Raw genomic sequence first — 16,137 nt, 5'->3', positions numbered from 1 at the left:
GCGGCTACTCATCGAGGGCCGAGCGTTGTTACAGCAACGCTCACAACGAGCCCGAATACATTAGCGCAAGCCAGCTTTACCGAAAACAGCCAAAGAGGTTGCAGGAGATGGGCTGACCATACATTTTGTGGGTGCGATTCGGAGGATGTGAGGCGCAGCTAGCATTATTCCAGCTGAAAAGGCTTCAAACGGCCAGAATAATGGTACTTACGCGTTCAATCGATCCCTTCCAACTTTCGCGTATCCCAACGTTGCGCTTTTATCGCTTGGTAAAGCATTTCGATAGTCAGTGGAACCTTGTCGCCACGCCCCTTCGCCCGTCGCTTGAGAAACACATCAAAGCCTTCAGGCTGGAAGTAGCGATAGGCATCGTAGTCGACGAAGTCGATGGCGAACTGTTCTTCCAGTGCTTCCATCAGGTGCCGGGCATCAGCGCCTTCGCAGCCCAGATCAAAGTTGATCGAGGTGTTGAGGCTAATGGTTTTGCGTTCGGGCAGACCGATTTCTTCGTGCAGCAACTGCATGAGCAGTTGCATGGCGTGGTCGTCCGGGAAGTTGGGGGCGAGGTTCATTGCGGGGTGTCCGGTTGGGCTTGGGCGGATCTTATGGGTTGCCGATCGCGAGAGGAAGGAGCGACTGACTTGATCGTTCCTGGGCGCAATGTTTTCAGGTCGCGGGGAAGGCTGACGTTCATCCCGCAGGATCTCGTTCATCTGTTGCACGCTTTCCATTAGCTCATTAAAAAATTTGCTCATGGTTATTTCCTGCGCTCGATGACGGCTTTCCATCCGTTTTGTCCATTGGATCAGATTTTGTTGTTTTGATCGTTCCCATGCAGAACATGGGAACTGATCTTCACGCAACGTCAGACCGGGGCTTTCCAGTTGAGCATTCGTTGCTGGGCGACTTTGAGCAGGTCGCAGCCGTCCTGGGTCAGCAGGTAGAGCGCATGGGTGATGTGGGGGATGTCTTCGAGGTCGCCGTGTTTGAAGCATTGGCAGTGCAGGGTTTGCAGCAGCTCGCTGGAGGCCCGGATGCGTTGGAGGGCGGCTTCGAGGATGTCTTGGGGGTTGGCCTCTGTATCGATGATCAGGGGCTGGGAATCGGTGAGATTGGTGTGGAGTGGGAGATAGCGTTCGTTGGTGAACGGGTTCCATTTGTTCATTTTATGTATTCTCAAATGCTTTGGATGAAACCACCGCCATCGTGACCAAGCGATGGGAGGCGGACTGTGTTCGGGTTGGTCAACCGGGAGAACACACAAAACCGGCACGCTCGAAGGCGTCCCAAACACAGCCACCATAAAGCGTGCAGACACTTGAGTGCCGGCAGCATACAACGGACGCGTTTATGTGTTCCATTCGGGTGACCAAGCCCGAGTCGCTGATTTGGCAGCGACACTCTGGACTATAGGATTGAGTGACTGGTCATCGAAAGCCGACAAGGTGTCTTGTTTTGTAGGACCTTGCCGAAGCTTTTATAGGTTGTTGCTGACGGCGTTATCCACAGTGGACCGCGTTATCGTTTTTCGCGAGCAAGCCCGCTCCCACAGGGAGTTGTGGTGGGACTGGCAACGTGTTTCGGCAAGCGCTGGCGGGCGATGTCGAGCAGGTCGTTGCCGTCCTGGGTCAGCAGGTACAGGGCGCTGACGATATTGGGGATGTCGCTCGCTTCGGCCTGTTTGAAGCAGGTGCAATAAAGGGTTTCGAGCAGGTCGCTGGCGGCGCGGATGCGTTGTCGGGCGGCGTCGAGGATCTCGTAGGGGTCGGCCTCGGTATCGATGACCAGCACCGGGGTTTCGCTGTAGCGGGTCTTGAGCGGGTGGTAGCGGGCTGTCAGTGAGTCGGGGTTTTTCATTGAGTGCGTCCTGTGCGAAATCGGCAAGTGTTCCCGGCAGGCCGAGACACTGTTTTCAGCCGCGCTGGAAACTATAGGAGGGTATGGCGTTGGGGGACAAGACGGCTGAGATCGACAGGCTTTGTAAGGGTTTTGTCATATTTGGAGGACGGGGACTACAGGTTGTTGGTGGGTTTTCAACGTGAAATGGCGAGAGGTAAAAATGCCTACAGCATTCTCAGTCGTTTCGCCATAAATCTCGGTAGAGGGGGCCTCGGACGATGTCGGGTGTTTCGAGTTTTGCGGTGGCTGCGCTGGCTCTTCGTTGGAGCGCCGTCCGGAGCAAGCCCGCTCCCACAAGGGGCCTGAGCCGTGTGGGTGGTTCAGACTGGCGAGGTTGTCTCGCCGCTGCCGAGCGACCCATACAGACTTACTCGATCATGACCTCTGGCGCTTGGTGCGAGGCCGCTTCCAGATCCATCAAGCCTCTACCGTACGCTTCACTGTTGGCATAGAGGCCAGTCCGGTTCGCCGTCGCCAGCAGATGCTCGCGCACTTGCTGCACAGTGAGCTCGGGGTAACGACTTTGCAGTGCCGCCAATGCTCCGCTGACCAGCGCGGCAGCAGGCGAGGTGCCAGCCGTCTGGGTGTAGGTGCCATCCTTGTTGGTGGTCAGCAGGCCTTGCCCTGCACCGGAGTCGCCACCCGGTACAGCAATGCACCAGGCTGCCGCCACGCCACAATAGTTGGATTTGGCATTGATGGCGCTGCCGTCGTTTTTCAACGCAACCACCGCGATCCAGCCTTTTTCAAGTTCGGGCAGGGCGACAGGTAAGCCGGGTTCAGCCAAGGGTTCTCGTTTCAGTTCATTGCCGGTAGGGAAAACAAAGACGGCGCCGTCCTCCACCAGTTTGCGCGCGGTCACCAGTGATTGCGGCATGACTTGCTTGTAGCGCGCCTCGTTGATTTCGGTCGCAGGAATGGCGTTGGCCCACGAGTTGTTGAGAATGCGCGCGCCCTTGTCGAAACCTGCTTGCCAGGACTGAGCGATTTCATCGTCGAAGAAAAAGGGTTCGTTATCGTCGCCGAAGCGATAGGGGATCAGCTGTGCGTTGAACGCGACGCCGTGCATGCCCTGATCATCCTTGTTGGCTGCGAGGATGCCGGCCATCTGGGTGCCGTGGCCGACCCGATCAAAAGTGCCGACCTGATTCTCGACATGGTCAAAACCTGGATCACGGAGCCTTCCTCGAAACGCCGGCAGGCTGCTGTTCAGACCCGAATCGATCAGTGCGACAGCCACACCCTGGCCGGTGCCGCCGCGGGCATAAAGACTTGATGCGTTGACAATCGCCAGACCTTTTTGGGCCTGATACTCCGGCGTTTCAAATGCTGCCGTGTCCAGGGAAGGCTGTTGCGGGACAGTCAGGCATCCGTTCAAAAGAAGGGGGAGTGCGAGCGTGCAGGCAAGCGGAATAAAGTGTCTTTGGGACATGGTCGTTCCTTGATAAAGATCCGCGTATCTCAGGCTTCCTGCATGATGGACACCTGGCGGAAGTTGATGGCGGTAAACCATACCTGTTGACCGAAGGCCGAGATCAGTGGGCAAAGTGCCTCCTGTGTTTCAACCTATGGCCAGGGATCGGTGGGTTGGGACGCTGTATCATCCCGTATCGTTTTCGCCCCCGACCTTTTCTCGACTCGCTGCGATCGCCGGCTAGGCTTTTGATTCCGCAGCGGTCAATGGAGTGACAGCTTATGCACAACACCCTGGAACAGGTTTTCGGTTATCCACAGTTTCGACCCGGTCAGGAGGCGGCCGTCAGTGCCGTGTTGGCCGGGCGTTCGGCGGCGGCGATATTTCCCACCGGTTCCGGCAAGTCCCTTTGTTACCAATTGCCGGCGCTGTTGCTGCCGCACCTGACGCTGGTGGTCTCGCCGTTGCTGGCGTTGATGCAGGATCAACTGGCATTCCTGCAACGCCACGGCATCTCGGCGGGCAGTATCGATTCGGCCCAGAGCCGCGAAGACGCCAGCGACGTCATGGCTCGGGCAAAATCCGGCGAACTGAAAATTCTGATGATCTCGGTGGAACGCCTGAAGAACGAACGCTTCCGGCATTTTCTGCAACAAGTACCGATCTCGCTGCTGGTGGTGGACGAGGCGCATTGCATTTCCGAATGGGGGCATAACTTTCGCCCGGACTACCTCAAGCTTCCCGACTATCAACGGCAGTTCAATATCCCTCAGGTGCTGCTGCTGACCGCAACGGCGACGCCCAGGGTCATCGCCGACATGCAGGCGAAATTCGCCATCGCCGCCGACGATGTGGTGACCACCGGTTTCTATCGCCCGAACCTCAATTTGCTGGTGGAGCCGGTTCGTGGAGTGGACAAGCGCCGACGCCTCGTCGAGTGGATGAGCCAGCGTGCGGACCAGCCCAGCATCGTCTACGTCACCCTGCAGAAAACGGCGGAACACATCGCCGAACACCTGAACCGCAACGGCATTCAAGCCGAGGCCTATCACGCCGGCTTGCCCCATGAACAACGGGAAGCGATCCAGCGTCGCTTCATGGGCGGGCAGTCCAATTGCATCGTCGCCACCATCGCTTTCGGCATGGGCATCGACAAAAGCGACATCCGCAATGTGGTGCATTTCGACCTGCCCAAATCCATCGAAAACTACAGCCAGGAAATCGGTCGCGCCGGGCGTGACGGGCAGCCGTCGGACTGCCTGGTGTTGGCCAACCGCGACAGCCTCAACGTGCTGGAAAACTTCGTCTACGGCGACACCCCCGAGCTCGATGGCATCCGTTGCGTGCTGGACGAGATGCTGGCCGCAGCACTCGAAGGGCAGTGGGAGTTTCTGCTGGGGCCGTTGGCGGATCAGAGCAATATTCGACAATTGCCGCTCAAGACCTTGCTGGTGCAACTTGAATTGCGCGGGTTGATCGCCCCGCGTTACGCCTACTACGCCGAGTATCGCTTAAAGTATCTGGAGGAGCCCGAGGCGCTGTTGGCGCGTTTTGAAGGCGAGCGCAGGGATTTTGTCGCTGCGATCATCCAGACCTCCAGCCGCGCCCGGACCTGGGCCACGGTGAATTTCGAGACGTTGCACGAGCAGCATCAGGCCGAGCGCAGTCGGGTGGTCAAGGCGCTGGACTACTTCCAGGAGAAGGGTTGGGTGGAGCTCGAAAGCAAGCAGATGACCGAGGTCTACAGCGTGCTGCAAAGCGGCTTCGACAGCGCCGCGTTGAGCGAAGAGCTGCACCGTTATTTCACTCGGCATGAACACACCGAGATCGCGCGGATTCACGCGATGCTGGATCTGTTCGCCACCGACCGTTGCCTGGGCTATCGCCTGGCCGAGTATTTCGGCGACCACAATGCTCCGCAGCAATGTGGCCATTGTTCGGTGTGTCATGGGCAGATCGCGCGGCTACCGGCACCACCGGAATTGCCGGCGCTTGTGGATAAAAATTTCGAGGCGTTGTGTGGCGATTTTATCCACAGGCACGAGCAGCACAGGGGCAACGTGCCTTCGGCTGAACGCGTGACGCGGTTTCTGTGTGGGATCAGCGTGCCGCTGTTCACCAAACTCAAGGTGCGGACGATTCCCGGATTTGCGGTGCTGGAAGATTATCCGTATGCCGAGGTACGCAGTTGGGCCGAGCGGCATCTGGCAGGCTGAACCACAACCCTTGTGGGAGCGAGCTTGCTCGCGATGAGGCCGGCACATTCAACAGTGATGGTGACTGACAAATCGCCATCGTCGGAACGCCGCCCGGAGCAAGCTCGCTCCCACAGTGATTTGCGGTGTTATCAGGGGCTCATCCATCCGCTGAATGTTGCTCATCACAGGAATAAATTTCAAAAAAACGCGGTGGCTGACTATGGTGATGGCTGTCTTCGGATCGCCAACAAGAGAACAAAACATGAGCCAGACACCGTCGAATATTCAGCGCGCCGCCGTCATCGGCGCGGGCACCATGGGCCGTGGCATTGTCATGTGCCTGGCCAACGCCGGGGTGGCCGTGCAGTGGGTCGACAACAATCCGCAAATGCTGGAACAGGCCATGGCAACCGTAGCGGATACCTATGCCCACAGTGTGCGTCAGGGCCGCATTGTTCAGGCAGAAGCCGACGTCCGTATCGCGCGGGTAACGGCGGCCGATGGTTATGTGGCCATCCGCGATGTCGACCTGGTCATCGAAGCGGTGTACGAAAACCTTGAGCTCAAGCAGAAAATCTTCCGTGAACTCGATGGCCTGCTCAAGCCTGAGGCGATTCTGGCGAGCAATACTTCGGCGCTGGATATCGACGCTATCGCGGCAGCCACACGCCGGCCACAGCAAGTGCTGGGCCTGCATTTCTTCAGCCCGGCGCACATCATGAAGCTGCTGGAAATCGTCCGTGGCGCGCAGACTGCTCCGGCAGTCCTCGACGCGGCGCTGGCGCTGGGCCAGCGCATGGGCAAGGTCAGTGTAGTGGCAGGCAATTGTGACGGTTTCATCGGCAACCGCATGCTCAATACTTATGTGCTCGAGGCGCGAAAAATGCTGCTGGAAGGGGCTTATCCCTACCAGGTGGACGCAGCGCTGCAAGGGTTCGGTTTCGCCATGGGGCCGTTCCGCATGTTCGACGTGGTGGGCGTTGACCTGCAGTGGCGCGCGCGGCAACTGGCCGGTGTCGGGCAGGACGCGCCTGAAGTTCAGGTGGATAACCGACTGTGCGAGATGGAACGTTTCGGCCAAAAGAGTGGCAACGGTTTTTACCATTATGAACCGGGCAGCCGGCAGGCCGAGCACGATCCGCAGGTCGATGCACTGGTGCTTCAAGTCAGTGAAGAACTGGGGTTTCAGCGTCGCGAGATCGGCCCGGAGGAGATTCTCGAGCGCTGCTTGCTGGCACTGGTCAACGAAGGCGCGAAGATCCTGCAGGAAGGCATTGCCGGATCGGCTCGGGATATCGATCTGGTCTACCTCAATGGTTACGGTTTCCCGGCGGACAAGGGCGGGCCTATGGCCTGGGCTGATCAGCAAGGGCTGGCGGATATCCATCGGCGTCTGATTGACCTTGAGACGCGTCAGGGCGATCACTGGAACCCGGCGCGGTTGATTGGAGAGCTGACGGTGGTTGGTAAGGGTTTCGCTGACAAGTGACGGATGTGGCACCCGTCAGGGCGCCTTCGCGAGCAAGCCCGCTCCCACATTTGATCTTCAGCGAGCACAGATTGTGTGTACGACCGATATCCAGTGTGGGAGCGGGCTTGCTCGCGAAGAACGATAACGCGGTTTTCACCTTAGACTTGGTGAACCCATTCCAGGATGCAAAGCCAATGCCCCAACGCACCGACTACCCCCACTTCCAGCCCATCACCACCCGCTGGCACGACAACGACGCCTACGGTCACGTCAACAACGTCACCTATTACAGCTTCTTCGATACAGCGGTGAACACTTACCTGATCGAAGTCGGCGGCCTGGATATCCATGATGGCGAGGTGGTGGGGTTCGTGGTGAGCTCCTCCTGTGATTACTTTGCCTCCATCGCGTTCCCGGACCGTATCGAGATCGGTCTACGTGTGGGCAAGTTGGGCAACAGTTCGGTGCAGTATGAACTGGCCGTGTTCAAGCAAGGCGAGGATGAAGCCTGTGCGGCAGGGCGCTTCGTGCATGTGTTTGTCGATCGTGCGTCGAATCAACCCGTGGCGATTCCTGTCGGGTTACGCGGGGCGCTGGAGCGTCTGGTGGTTCAGTAAGGCAAAAAAATCGCAGCCCTTGGGCTGCGATTTTTATTGTACTGATCAGCGAGGCGCTCAAGGCCTTAGTCGCGGTAGTACTTGTGGTGGTGCTTGCGATGGCCATAGGCATGACCGCGACCTGGATGGCCATCACGGTAGTAGCGACGATCACCATGGCCGCGATACGAACGACGATCGTCGTCGTCATCATTATCGTACTCTTTGCCCATGTAGTTACCCAGCGCGCCACCGGCACCGCCGCCTGCTGCGGCGCCGATCAGGCTGCCAGTGGTGCCGCCCACGCTGCGGCCGACCACGTTACCGCCCGCTGCACCCAACGCACCGCCAATGGCCGCTTCGCCACGGCTGTGTTTGTTTGCGCCAACGGCACTACCACCCGCGCCACCCAGGGCCGCGCCGATGGTGGAACCTGTGCTGCCGCCTAACGACTGACCGACGACCGAGCCTAGAACCCCGCCCAATGCGCCGCCTACACCGGCTTCGGTGGTGCCGCCAGCAGACGCGAAACCGCTGACCAGGCCAAGGGACAACAAGAGAATCGAGGAGAACTTCATGGAGGAACCTCAAGGGGATGACGGCGCGATCCTGAGGCTCTGGAATGGGCGTGACAATCGAAATCCGACGAATAACACGACATGTATACAATATTGCAAGTTACTGTTTTTTGGGCGGAACTTAACGTTTTTTTGCCGGTCTTTTACTACTTCGCAAAGGCCGTTTTCATGAGAGAACGGCCTTTTTTGTGGGTGAAAGGAAAGTGCAGAATTCGGAAAGTTTGTTGTTTGATCTACCGTATTCGTCGGAACGCCGCCCGGAGCAAGCCCGCTCCCACATTGAATCTCTGCCGTTCACAAAATTTGTGTTCGCTGAAGATCCAATATGGGAGCGGGCTTGCTCGCGAAGAGGCCGGTTCAGGCGAAGCGTTAAGCAGACCTGGCCATGATCAACCCGGTCTCGCTCGCCGCTTCCAACCGGATTGCCACGAACTTCGATGTCGGGGTATGGCTGCCATCGCCGGTGCTTTCCAGCGGCACCAGCGGATTCACTTCCGGGTAGTACGCCGCCGCTTGCCCGGCCGGGATGTCGAATGCCAGCAGTGTGAAGCCTTTCACCCGACGTTCGACACCATCGTCCCAGAGCGAAACGATGTCAGCCTTCTGCCCCGGTTTGAAGCCCAGGCGAATGATGTCGGCCTCGTTGACGAACAACACGTCGCGTTGTCCCTTCACCCCGCGATAGCGGTCATTCAGGCCGTAGATCGTGGTGTTGTACTGATCGTGGGAGCGCATCGATTGCATGATCAGGTCCGGCAGCACACCGGTGGCGCGGGTGCGTTCGTGCACCAAGTCTTTGGGCAGTGCGTTCGGGCGGAAATTGGCCCGGCCCGAGGCGGTGTTCCACTTGCGTGCGCCAGCACTGTTGCCCAGGTAGAAACCGCCGGGATTCTTGACCTTCTCGTTGAAGTCTGTGAAACCGGGAATGGTCTCGGCAATGAGGTCGCGGATGCGGCTGTAGTCGGCCACCAGCCAGTTCCAGTCCACCGGGTGGCTGCCCAGGGTCGCGGCAGCGATGCCGGCCAGGATCGCCGGTTCCGAGCGCATCTGGTTTGACAGCGGCTGCAACTGGCCATTGGAGGCGTGGACCATACTGAACGAGTCTTCGACGGTGATCGCTTGTGGGCCTTCGTTCTGGATATCGATGTCGGTGCGGCCCAGGCACGGCAGGATCAACGCGTCCTTGCCATGGGTCAAATGGCTGCGGTTGAGCTTGGTGCTGATCTGCACGGTCAGATCACAGCTTTGCAACGCCTGGAACGTGCGCGGGCTGTCTGGCGTGGCCTGGGCGAAGTTGCCGCCCAGGCCGATGAAGACTTTCGCCCGGCCTTCGGCCATGGCATGAATCGCCTCGACCACGTTGTGGCCGTTGTGGCGTGGCACCTTGAACTGGAAGCGGCGCTCCAGGGCATCGAGAAAGGCTGCCGGCGGACGTTCGTTGATGCCCATGGTCCGGTCGCCCTGCACGTTGCTGTGACCCCGCACCGGGCACAGGCCGGCGCCCGGGCGGCCAACGTTGCCGCGCAGCAGCATCAGGTTGGCGATCTCCTGGATGGTCGCCACCGAATGGCGATGCTGGGTGATACCCATGGCCCAGCACATGATGACGTTCTTGCCCTTGGCGTACATGCGCGCCGCCTGCTCGATCTCGACCAGGGTCAGGCCGGACTGCTCGACGATCTGCTCCCACGGGGTGTCGTCGATGACCGCCAGGTACTCCAGCACATTGGCGCTGTGCTCATTGAGGAAGGCATGGTCGAACACCGCGGGTGCACCGGTTTTCTGTGCGTCGCGTTCCCACAGCAAGAGAAATTTCGCCATGCCGCGCATGATCGCCATGTCACCACCCAGGGCCGGGCGGAAGAACGCGGTGTTGGTCGGCTTGTCGCCGTTGGTGAGCATTTCGATCGGGTGCTGCGGGTGCTGGAAACGTTCCAGGCCGCGTTCCTTGAGCGGGTTGATGCACACCACTTGCGCACCGCGTTTCACCGCTTCACGCAGCGGTTCGAGCATGCGTGGGTGGTTGGTGCCGGGGTTTTGGCCCCAGACGAAAATCGCATCGGCGTGTTCGAAGTCGTCGAACGTCACGGTGCCTTTGCCGACGCCGACACTTTGCGACAGCGCCACACCGCTGGCCTCATGGCACATGTTCGAACAGTCAGGGAAGTTGTTGGTGCCGTAGGCGCGCACGAACAGCTGGTACAAATAGGCCGCTTCGTTGCTGGCACGGCCCGAGGTGTAGAACTCGGCCTGGTCCGGGCTCGACAAGCCGTTCAGGTGTTTGGCGATCAGCGCGAAGGCGTCGTCCCAACTGATCGGTTTATAGCGGTCCGTTTCGGCGTCGTAGCTCATCGGCTCGGTCAGGCGACCCTGGTATTCGAGCCAGTAGTCGCTCTGCTCCAGCAATGCAGTGACGCTGTGTCTGGCGAAGAATTTGGCGTCGACACGGCGCTTGGTCGCTTCCCAGTTCACTGCCTTGGCGCCGTTCTCGCAGAACATCACCATGCCCTTTTCCGGAGAATCGCCCCAGGCGCAACCCGGGCAGTCGAAGCCGCCGTTCTGGTTGGTCTTGAGCATGATGCGCAGGTTTTTCAGTGCGTTGTCGCTGGTCAGCCAGGCCTGGGCCACACTGATCAGAGCACCCCAGCCACCGGCAGGACCTTTGTAGGGCTTGTAGCGAGGGACGGGGGTCTGGTCGGCTTGACGGTGTTGACTCACGCTTGATTCTCCAACGTTGGGCTGTACACCCGCGGCGCATTCTTCTGTGGCAAATGGATGAGGTTGAGGTTGTGGCGCCGAGCCCATTGCACGGCAAGGCCCGTGGGCGACGACAGGCTGACCAGGGTCTGGATGCCGGCGCGCAGGACTTTCTGGATCAATTCGAGACTGCAGCGGCTGGTGACAATCGCCAGCCCGCCGGCGGTCGGGATGTTCTGGCGGACAAGGGCGCCGATCAGCTTGTCGAGGGCGTTGTGTCGGCCTATGTCTTCGCGGCCCATCAGCAACTCGCCCTGATCGTTCATGAACACCGCTGCGTGCACCGCACCGCAATGCTGGCCCAACGGCTGGAAGGCGCCGATGCGCTGGCGCAGGCCATCGAGCCATTCAACGGGTGGCAGCGGGGCGCCGGGCAATACCTGAAGGTCCGGCAAGGCCTGCTCGACCGCTTCCACGCCGCACAGCCCGCAACCGCTGGTGCCGGCCAGTTGCCGACGCTGCTGCTTGAGGTTCCAGAAGGCGCGATTGGCGATGGTCACTTGCGCGTATTGCGCCGAGCCCGAGCCGGTCAGTTGCAGGTCGTAGATGTCCGTGGCGTCCTGGATGATGCCGCTGCCCAGGCTGAAGCCGACAATGAAGTCTTCCAGATCCGTCGGCGTTACCAGCATGACCGCCTGGCTGATGCCGTTATAGGCAATTGCCAACGCGACTTCCTCGGCCAGCGCGGTGCTGTCCGATTCGACGCTTTCCGTTTCGGTGGGGCGGAAGTTGCTGTAGCTGTAGGTCTGGCTGGCGGCGGGCGCGGGCGTTTCGAGGGCAGGCGCCGCGCAGGCAGGGCGCTTGGTGTTCATGGCATCACCCACGGTTTGATCAGCTTTAAGACTAGGCGCGGCAAACTGTCGCGTCTAATCGCTAATACTGATCTACCGATAGATGCCGTCGATCAAGCGCTCGCCAGTGATTGCTGATAGATCGCGAAACAGGCTTCCGCCAGGGCTGAACGTGGCGCGCTGCGACGCATGATCAGCCCCAGGCGGCCAAGGGTCTGGGCGTTCTCGATCGGTTGCAGGCGCAAGTGCTCGGTCAGCCCTTCGAGGCCGCCGTCCAAGGGCATCACGGCGCAACACAGGCCGCCGTGCACGGCTTGAAGCAGTTGATGGACGGCGTCGGTCTGCAGCAAGGGTTGCGGGGTGAGGCCGCGGCTATGGAAGTTATGGTCGATGGACTGGCGAAAGTGCATGCCGCTGGTGAGCATGCCCAGTGGCAGCTCGATCAATGATTCCCAGCTCAGCGGCGCCTCGCCAAAGGTGAAGAAGCGTTGGTCGTAGAGCAGGCCCATGCGGGTTTCGCTGAAGGCCAGGGAGTCGAAATGTTCGGCGTCCAGGCGTTCCAGATAGGAAACACCGAGATCCAGGCGATTGTTCGCCAGTTGTTCGAGGATCTGTTCCGAACTCAACGCTGAAAGCTCGAAGCGCAGGTTCGGGTGTTCGGCGTGCAGGCGTTGCAGCAGCGGCAGCGGGTCGAAGCTCGACAACGGCACCATGCCCAGGCGCAACGTGCCGACCAGATTGCCGCGACAGGCGGCGGCCTCGGCATACAAGCCGTCATAGGCCGCCAACACCGTGCGCGCCCAGGCCAGCACCCGCTCGCCCGGCGCGGTGAAGCCTTCGAAGCGCTGGCCGCGATTGACCAGCGGCAGGTCGAGTTCTTCTTCGAGGCTGCGCAGGCGCATGGACAGGGTCGGCTGGGTGATGTGGCAGCGTGCGGCGGCCTGGCCGAAATGGCGGGTTTCGTCGAGCGCGATGAGGAATTTCAGCTGCTTGATGTCCATCTTCGCTCCTGGGCGCGGGAAGGTGCGGATTCTATCGCAAGCGGGGTCATTGGTCGGGTTGGATTCGCAAGTGGCGGCCGTGGTCTAGGCTTTTGCGTCTGGAACCCCAAACCCAAGGAGAGTGCACCATGAGTCTTTTGAGCTTTGTGAAGGAAGCAGGCGAAAAACTGCTGGATCTGCTGACGCCAGGCAACGCCAATGCCAGTGAGCAGTTGAAGGAGCACATCAGCAAGGTCGGCCTGGGCAACCCGAATGTGCAAGCGACGGTCGATGGGGACAAGGTGACCGTGACCGGTGAGGTGGCAAGCCAGGAAGAAAAGGAAAAAATTCTGTTGGCGGTGGGCAATATTGCCGGGGTTGGCAGTGTAGATGATCAGATTACCGTGACCGGGCCGGTGGTGAAGGCCGCGGTGTTTGTCACCGTCGTGAAGGGCGACACCCTCAGCGCGATTTCCAAGCGCGTGTACGGCGATGCCAACAAGTACAACAAGATTTTCGAAGCCAACAAACCGATGCTGTCGCACCCGGACAAGATCTACCCGGGTCAGTCGTTGCGGATTCCCGAGTAACACGAGGCCCGTAGGAGCTGCCGCAGGCTGCGATCTTTTGATCCTGGCGGTATTGAATCAAACGAAGATCAAGATCAAAAGATCGCAGCCTTCGGCAGCTCCTACAGGAAATCAGAGGCCGTTAATAAGCTCCCGATAATCCCCGACCGCCGCAAACTCCGCCGTGTCCTTCGGCCCCTTGCGACTATCCGGTTCACGCACTGCCAGCAAATGCGCCACACCAAAATCCCGCGCACTGCGCAGGATCGGCAAGGTGTCGTCGATGAACAGGCTGCGTGCCGGATCGAAATCGATATCGGCTTGCAGAGCATCCCAGAACTGCGGGTTTTCCTTGGGGAAACCGTAGTCATGGGAACTGATCAGGCGCTCGAAGTAGGGCGCCAGTTCGATTTTTTCCAGCTTCAACGACAGCGCATCCCGATGGGCATTGGTGATCAGCACCACGCGTTTTCCGGCCCGTTTGATGGCCGCCAGAAAGGTGTCGGCATCCGGGCGCAGGGCGATCAGGTGCGCGGTTTCCAGTTTCAGGTCGCGCACCGACAGCTTCAGTTCTGCACTCCAGAAGTCCAGGCAATACCACTGCAACTGGCCGGCATTGCGCTCGAACAACGGCTGCAATTCCATCTCGGCCATGGCCCGGCTGACCCCGTGCAATTCGGCGTAACGCTGGGGCAGGTGCTCCATCCAGAAGTGGTTGTCGAAATGCAGGTCCAGCAACGTGCCGTCCATGTCCAGCAGAACGGTATCGATGTCGGACCAGGGTAATGAAGGCATGGCAACGTCTCGGGCAGTAGAAAGATTTCTGGCGTAAACAAACGGGAAAGCCGCGTTATAGTAGCGCGTTCACGCCAAGGAGCTTTGCATGCGCCAGAAACCCACCATACTCGCCCGCGAAATTGTCGCCACCAGTCGATTGTTCTGCGTGGAGGAGCTGAAGCTGCGCTTTTCCAATGGCGTGGAGCGTACGTATGAGCGCCTGGTTGGCAAAGGGGCCGGGTACGGCGCGGTCATGATCGTGGCGATGCTCGATGCCGAGCATGCGGTGCTGGTCGAGGAGTATTGCGGCGGCACCGATGAATACGAAATGTCTTTGCCCAAGGGTTTGATCGAGCCCGGTGAAGACGTGTTGGCGGCGGCCGAGCGTGAACTCAAGGAAGAGGCCGGGTTCGGCGCGCGACAGCTGGAGCACCTGACCGAGCTGTCGCTGTCCCCCGGTTACATGAGCCAGAAGATTCAGGTGGTGCTGGCCACCGACCTGTACGAAGCGCGCCTGGAAGGCGACGAACCCGAGCCGATGCGGGTGGACAAGGTCAATCTGCGTGAACTCTCGGCGCTGGCGCAAAACCCGCAATTTACCGAAGGCCGTGCCTTGGCGGCGCTGTACCTGGCCCGAGACCTGTTGACTCAGCGCGGAGCGTTCCAGTCATGAATTTCCCGCATCCGTTGATGGCTCCGGTCATTGAGCTGGCTTTGCAGGCCGGCGAAGCGATCCTGCCGTTCTGGCGTACAGGCACGGCCGTCACGGCGAAGGCTGATGATTCGCCGGTGACCGCTGCCGACCTGGCCGCCCACCACTTGATTCTGGCCGGGCTGACGGCGCTGGATCCGGGCATCCCGGTGCTCTCCGAAGAGGACGCCAACATTGCGCAAAGCGTGCGGGCCGGATGGCAGCGCTGGTGGCTGGTCGATCCGCTGGACGGTACCAAGGAATTCATCAGCGGCAGCGAAGAGTTCACCGTCAACATCGCCCTGATCGAAAACGGTCGGGTGGTGTTCGGCGTCGTGTCGATGCCGACCAACGGGCGTTTTTACGTTGGTGGTGCGGGGCTCGGCGCGTGGCGTGGCGATAAAGGTGGCACGCCCGTAGCGATCAAGGTGCGTGATGCGCTAGCGCCCGGCGAGTCGTTCACCGTGGTGGCCAGCCGTCGCCATTCGAGCCCGGAGCAGGAGCGTTTGCTGGCCGGGTTGAGCGCCAGTCTTGGCGAGCTGCAACTGACCAACATCGGCAGTTCGCTAAAATTCTGTTTGCTGGCTGAAGGGGCCGCGGATTGCTATCCGCGCCTGGCACCGACTTCGCAGTGGGACACGGCGGCCGCTCAAGGCGTACTGGAAGGTGCGGGCGGTGAAGTGCTGGAGTTGAGTGGTGAGCCGTTCAGCTATCCGGCGCGGGAGTCGCTGTTGAATGCGTTCTTTCTGGCGCTGCCGGCGAAGGCGGCTTGGCGGGAGAAGCTGCTGGAACTGGCCCGCTCCTGAGATTCACACGGTTCTGTGGCGAGGGAGCTTGCTCCCGTCGGGTCGCGAAGCGGCCCCCATGCTTTGTTGAGGCTACTGCGTAGCCTAGCGGGAGCAAGCTCCCTCGCCACAGGGTTTCTACTGATCTGAAGTTCAGCGGTGCAGCACGTACTGCCCGACAAACCTCACCGCATCCTCATCACGGCCTTCATTGACGACCCGCGTATGCAGCGTCAACCGCGCTCGGCTGTACCGCTGGAACGTGGTCAGAAATTTCTTCCAGATCACCGGATCCGGCGCCTGGCAAATGGCGTTGGCATCGCCCGTAACCGGCAGCGGATAGCTGATCTGCCCTTCCTGAATCACGATGTGCCCGTCCGTGATGCCTTCTTCCTTGAGGCGCAGATGCAACCAGCCCCAACCGGCCAGGACTGCGCCGCAATACAGGCTGCCGCCGAACATGGTGCTCTTGTGGTTGACGTTGGCGTCCAGCGGCAAGTGCAGGCGCAGTTGCTGGTCATGCCAGTCGAGCACTTTGAGGCCCATGTCCCGGGTGAGGGGAATGTCGTGATGGAGGACTGATTCCAGTTGTCGACTGTCGCGGCTCATTCAGGGGCCTCTTGTTTGAATT

The 16,137-nt window shown here is 59.9% G+C and carries 16 protein-coding genes; 6 read left to right on the top strand and 10 right to left on the bottom strand.

Annotation, left to right across the window (positions count from 1 at the left end):
• Positions 1-215 precede the first annotated feature (215 nt).
• The 4 genes from C9422_RS12550 to C9422_RS12535 form a co-directional block, all read right to left on the bottom strand.
• A complete protein-coding gene (locus C9422_RS12550; protein WP_116580877.1) occupies positions 216-572 on the bottom strand; it encodes a DUF1493 family protein in 357 nt (118 codons plus the stop codon).
• Positions 573-865: 293 nt separating this feature from the next.
• A complete protein-coding gene (locus tag C9422_RS12545; RefSeq protein WP_116580876.1) occupies positions 866-1,165 on the bottom strand; it encodes a hypothetical protein in 300 nt (99 codons plus the stop codon).
• 353 nt (positions 1,166-1,518) lie between these two features.
• Positions 1,519-1,857: a hypothetical protein gene (locus C9422_RS12540; RefSeq protein WP_015093028.1), complete on the bottom strand. Its 339-nt coding sequence runs from the start codon at positions 1,855-1,857 to the stop codon at positions 1,519-1,521.
• A 409-nt stretch (positions 1,858-2,266) separates the two neighbouring features.
• On the bottom strand, positions 2,267-3,331 hold the full coding sequence (locus C9422_RS12535) for a S8 family peptidase (RefSeq protein WP_116580875.1): 1,065 nt from the start codon (positions 3,329-3,331) through the stop codon (positions 2,267-2,269).
• Between the two features lie 263 nt (positions 3,332-3,594).
• Here C9422_RS12535 and C9422_RS12530 point away from each other — a divergent pair, with 263 nt between their 5' ends.
• From C9422_RS12530 to C9422_RS12520, 3 genes are all read left to right on the top strand, one after another.
• On the top strand, positions 3,595-5,529 hold the full coding sequence (locus C9422_RS12530; RefSeq protein WP_116580874.1) for an ATP-dependent DNA helicase RecQ: 1,935 nt from the start codon (positions 3,595-3,597) through the stop codon (positions 5,527-5,529).
• Between the two features lie 244 nt (positions 5,530-5,773).
• The gene (locus C9422_RS12525; protein ID WP_116580873.1) at positions 5,774-7,000 is read left to right on the top strand and encodes a 3-hydroxyacyl-CoA dehydrogenase; all 1,227 of its coding nucleotides are present in this window, start codon (positions 5,774-5,776) and stop codon (positions 6,998-7,000) included.
• 176 nt (positions 7,001-7,176) lie between these two features.
• The gene (locus C9422_RS12520) at positions 7,177-7,599 is read left to right on the top strand and encodes a thioesterase family protein (RefSeq protein WP_116580872.1); all 423 of its coding nucleotides are present in this window, start codon (positions 7,177-7,179) and stop codon (positions 7,597-7,599) included.
• Between the two features lie 65 nt (positions 7,600-7,664).
• Here C9422_RS12520 and C9422_RS12515 read toward each other — a convergent pair whose 3' ends face one another.
• The 4 genes from C9422_RS12515 to C9422_RS12500 form a co-directional block, all read right to left on the bottom strand.
• Positions 7,665-8,156 carry a glycine zipper domain-containing protein gene (locus tag C9422_RS12515; RefSeq protein WP_116580871.1) on the bottom strand — a complete coding sequence of 164 codons (492 nt, stop codon included), beginning with the start codon at positions 8,154-8,156 and terminating at the stop codon, positions 7,665-7,667.
• A gap of 369 nt (positions 8,157-8,525) precedes the next feature.
• Entirely contained in the window at positions 8,526-10,874 is a 2,349-nt protein-coding gene (locus C9422_RS12510; protein ID WP_116580870.1) for an FdhF/YdeP family oxidoreductase, read from the bottom strand.
• Positions 10,871-11,725 (bottom strand): formate dehydrogenase accessory sulfurtransferase FdhD, encoded by an 855-nt coding sequence (gene fdhD, locus C9422_RS12505; protein WP_116580869.1) that lies wholly within the window; start codon positions 11,723-11,725, stop codon positions 10,871-10,873. Before fdhD ends, C9422_RS12510 begins: the two co-directional genes overlap by 4 nt.
• A gap of 92 nt (positions 11,726-11,817) precedes the next feature.
• The gene (locus C9422_RS12500) at positions 11,818-12,705 is read right to left on the bottom strand and encodes a LysR family transcriptional regulator (protein ID WP_116580868.1); all 888 of its coding nucleotides are present in this window, start codon (positions 12,703-12,705) and stop codon (positions 11,818-11,820) included.
• Positions 12,706-12,833: 128 nt separating this feature from the next.
• Here C9422_RS12500 and lysM point away from each other — a divergent pair, with 128 nt between their 5' ends.
• Complete coding sequence (gene lysM / locus C9422_RS12495; protein WP_007972838.1) at positions 12,834-13,274, top strand: peptidoglycan-binding protein LysM; 441 nt, start codon at positions 12,834-12,836, stop codon at positions 13,272-13,274.
• 111 nt (positions 13,275-13,385) lie between these two features.
• Here the strand turns inward: lysM and yrfG are convergent, their stop codons facing one another.
• Positions 13,386-14,048: a GMP/IMP nucleotidase gene (yrfG, locus tag C9422_RS12490; RefSeq protein ID WP_116580867.1), complete on the bottom strand. Its 663-nt coding sequence runs from the start codon at positions 14,046-14,048 to the stop codon at positions 13,386-13,388.
• An 88-nt stretch (positions 14,049-14,136) separates the two neighbouring features.
• Here yrfG and nudE point away from each other — a divergent pair, with 88 nt between their 5' ends.
• Both nudE and cysQ read left to right on the top strand, forming a co-directional pair.
• Positions 14,137-14,703 carry an ADP compounds hydrolase NudE gene (gene nudE, locus C9422_RS12485; RefSeq protein ID WP_007972833.1) on the top strand — a complete coding sequence of 189 codons (567 nt, stop codon included), beginning with the start codon at positions 14,137-14,139 and terminating at the stop codon, positions 14,701-14,703.
• Entirely contained in the window at positions 14,700-15,527 is an 828-nt protein-coding gene (gene cysQ, locus C9422_RS12480; RefSeq protein WP_116580866.1) for a 3'(2'),5'-bisphosphate nucleotidase CysQ, read from the top strand. The genes nudE and cysQ overlap by 4 nt, the downstream gene beginning before the upstream one ends.
• Before the next feature lie 132 nt (positions 15,528-15,659).
• Here the strand turns inward: cysQ and C9422_RS12475 are convergent, their stop codons facing one another.
• Complete coding sequence (locus C9422_RS12475; protein ID WP_095964528.1) at positions 15,660-16,115, bottom strand: YiiD C-terminal domain-containing protein; 456 nt, start codon at positions 16,113-16,115, stop codon at positions 15,660-15,662.
• Between the last annotated feature and the right edge of the window lie 22 nt (positions 16,116-16,137).

It is taken from the genome of Pseudomonas sp. B1(2018), assembly GCF_003097365.1.
Taxonomy (GTDB): domain Bacteria; phylum Pseudomonadota; class Gammaproteobacteria; order Pseudomonadales; family Pseudomonadaceae; genus Aquipseudomonas; species Aquipseudomonas laurylsulfatiphila.
Note: the sequence above shows the minus strand (reverse complement) of the source record. Positions and strands in the feature narration are given on the sequence as shown.

Coding starts and splice junctions, on each gene's coding strand:
- C9422_RS12550 (WP_116580877.1), bottom strand. CDS start 572: ATGAACCTCGCCCCCAACTTCCCGGACGACCACGCCATGCAACTGCTC.
- C9422_RS12545 (WP_116580876.1), bottom strand. CDS start 1,165: ATGAACAAATGGAACCCGTTCACCAACGAACGCTATCTCCCACTCCAC.
- C9422_RS12540 (WP_015093028.1), bottom strand. CDS start 1,857: ATGAAAAACCCCGACTCACTGACAGCCCGCTACCACCCGCTCAAGACC.
- C9422_RS12535 (WP_116580875.1), bottom strand. CDS start 3,331: ATGTCCCAAAGACACTTTATTCCGCTTGCCTGCACGCTCGCACTCCCC.
- C9422_RS12530 (WP_116580874.1), top strand. CDS start 3,595: ATGCACAACACCCTGGAACAGGTTTTCGGTTATCCACAGTTTCGACCC.
- C9422_RS12525 (WP_116580873.1), top strand. CDS start 5,774: ATGAGCCAGACACCGTCGAATATTCAGCGCGCCGCCGTCATCGGCGCG.
- C9422_RS12520 (WP_116580872.1), top strand. CDS start 7,177: ATGCCCCAACGCACCGACTACCCCCACTTCCAGCCCATCACCACCCGC.
- C9422_RS12515 (WP_116580871.1), bottom strand. CDS start 8,156: ATGAAGTTCTCCTCGATTCTCTTGTTGTCCCTTGGCCTGGTCAGCGGT.
- fdhD (WP_116580869.1), bottom strand. CDS start 11,725: ATGAACACCAAGCGCCCTGCCTGCGCGGCGCCTGCCCTCGAAACGCCC.
- C9422_RS12500 (WP_116580868.1), bottom strand. CDS start 12,705: ATGGACATCAAGCAGCTGAAATTCCTCATCGCGCTCGACGAAACCCGC.
- lysM (WP_007972838.1), top strand. CDS start 12,834: ATGAGTCTTTTGAGCTTTGTGAAGGAAGCAGGCGAAAAACTGCTGGAT.
- yrfG (WP_116580867.1), bottom strand. CDS start 14,048: ATGCCTTCATTACCCTGGTCCGACATCGATACCGTTCTGCTGGACATG.
- nudE (WP_007972833.1), top strand. CDS start 14,137: ATGCGCCAGAAACCCACCATACTCGCCCGCGAAATTGTCGCCACCAGT.
- cysQ (WP_116580866.1), top strand. CDS start 14,700: ATGAATTTCCCGCATCCGTTGATGGCTCCGGTCATTGAGCTGGCTTTG.
- C9422_RS12475 (WP_095964528.1), bottom strand. CDS start 16,115: ATGAGCCGCGACAGTCGACAACTGGAATCAGTCCTCCATCACGACATT.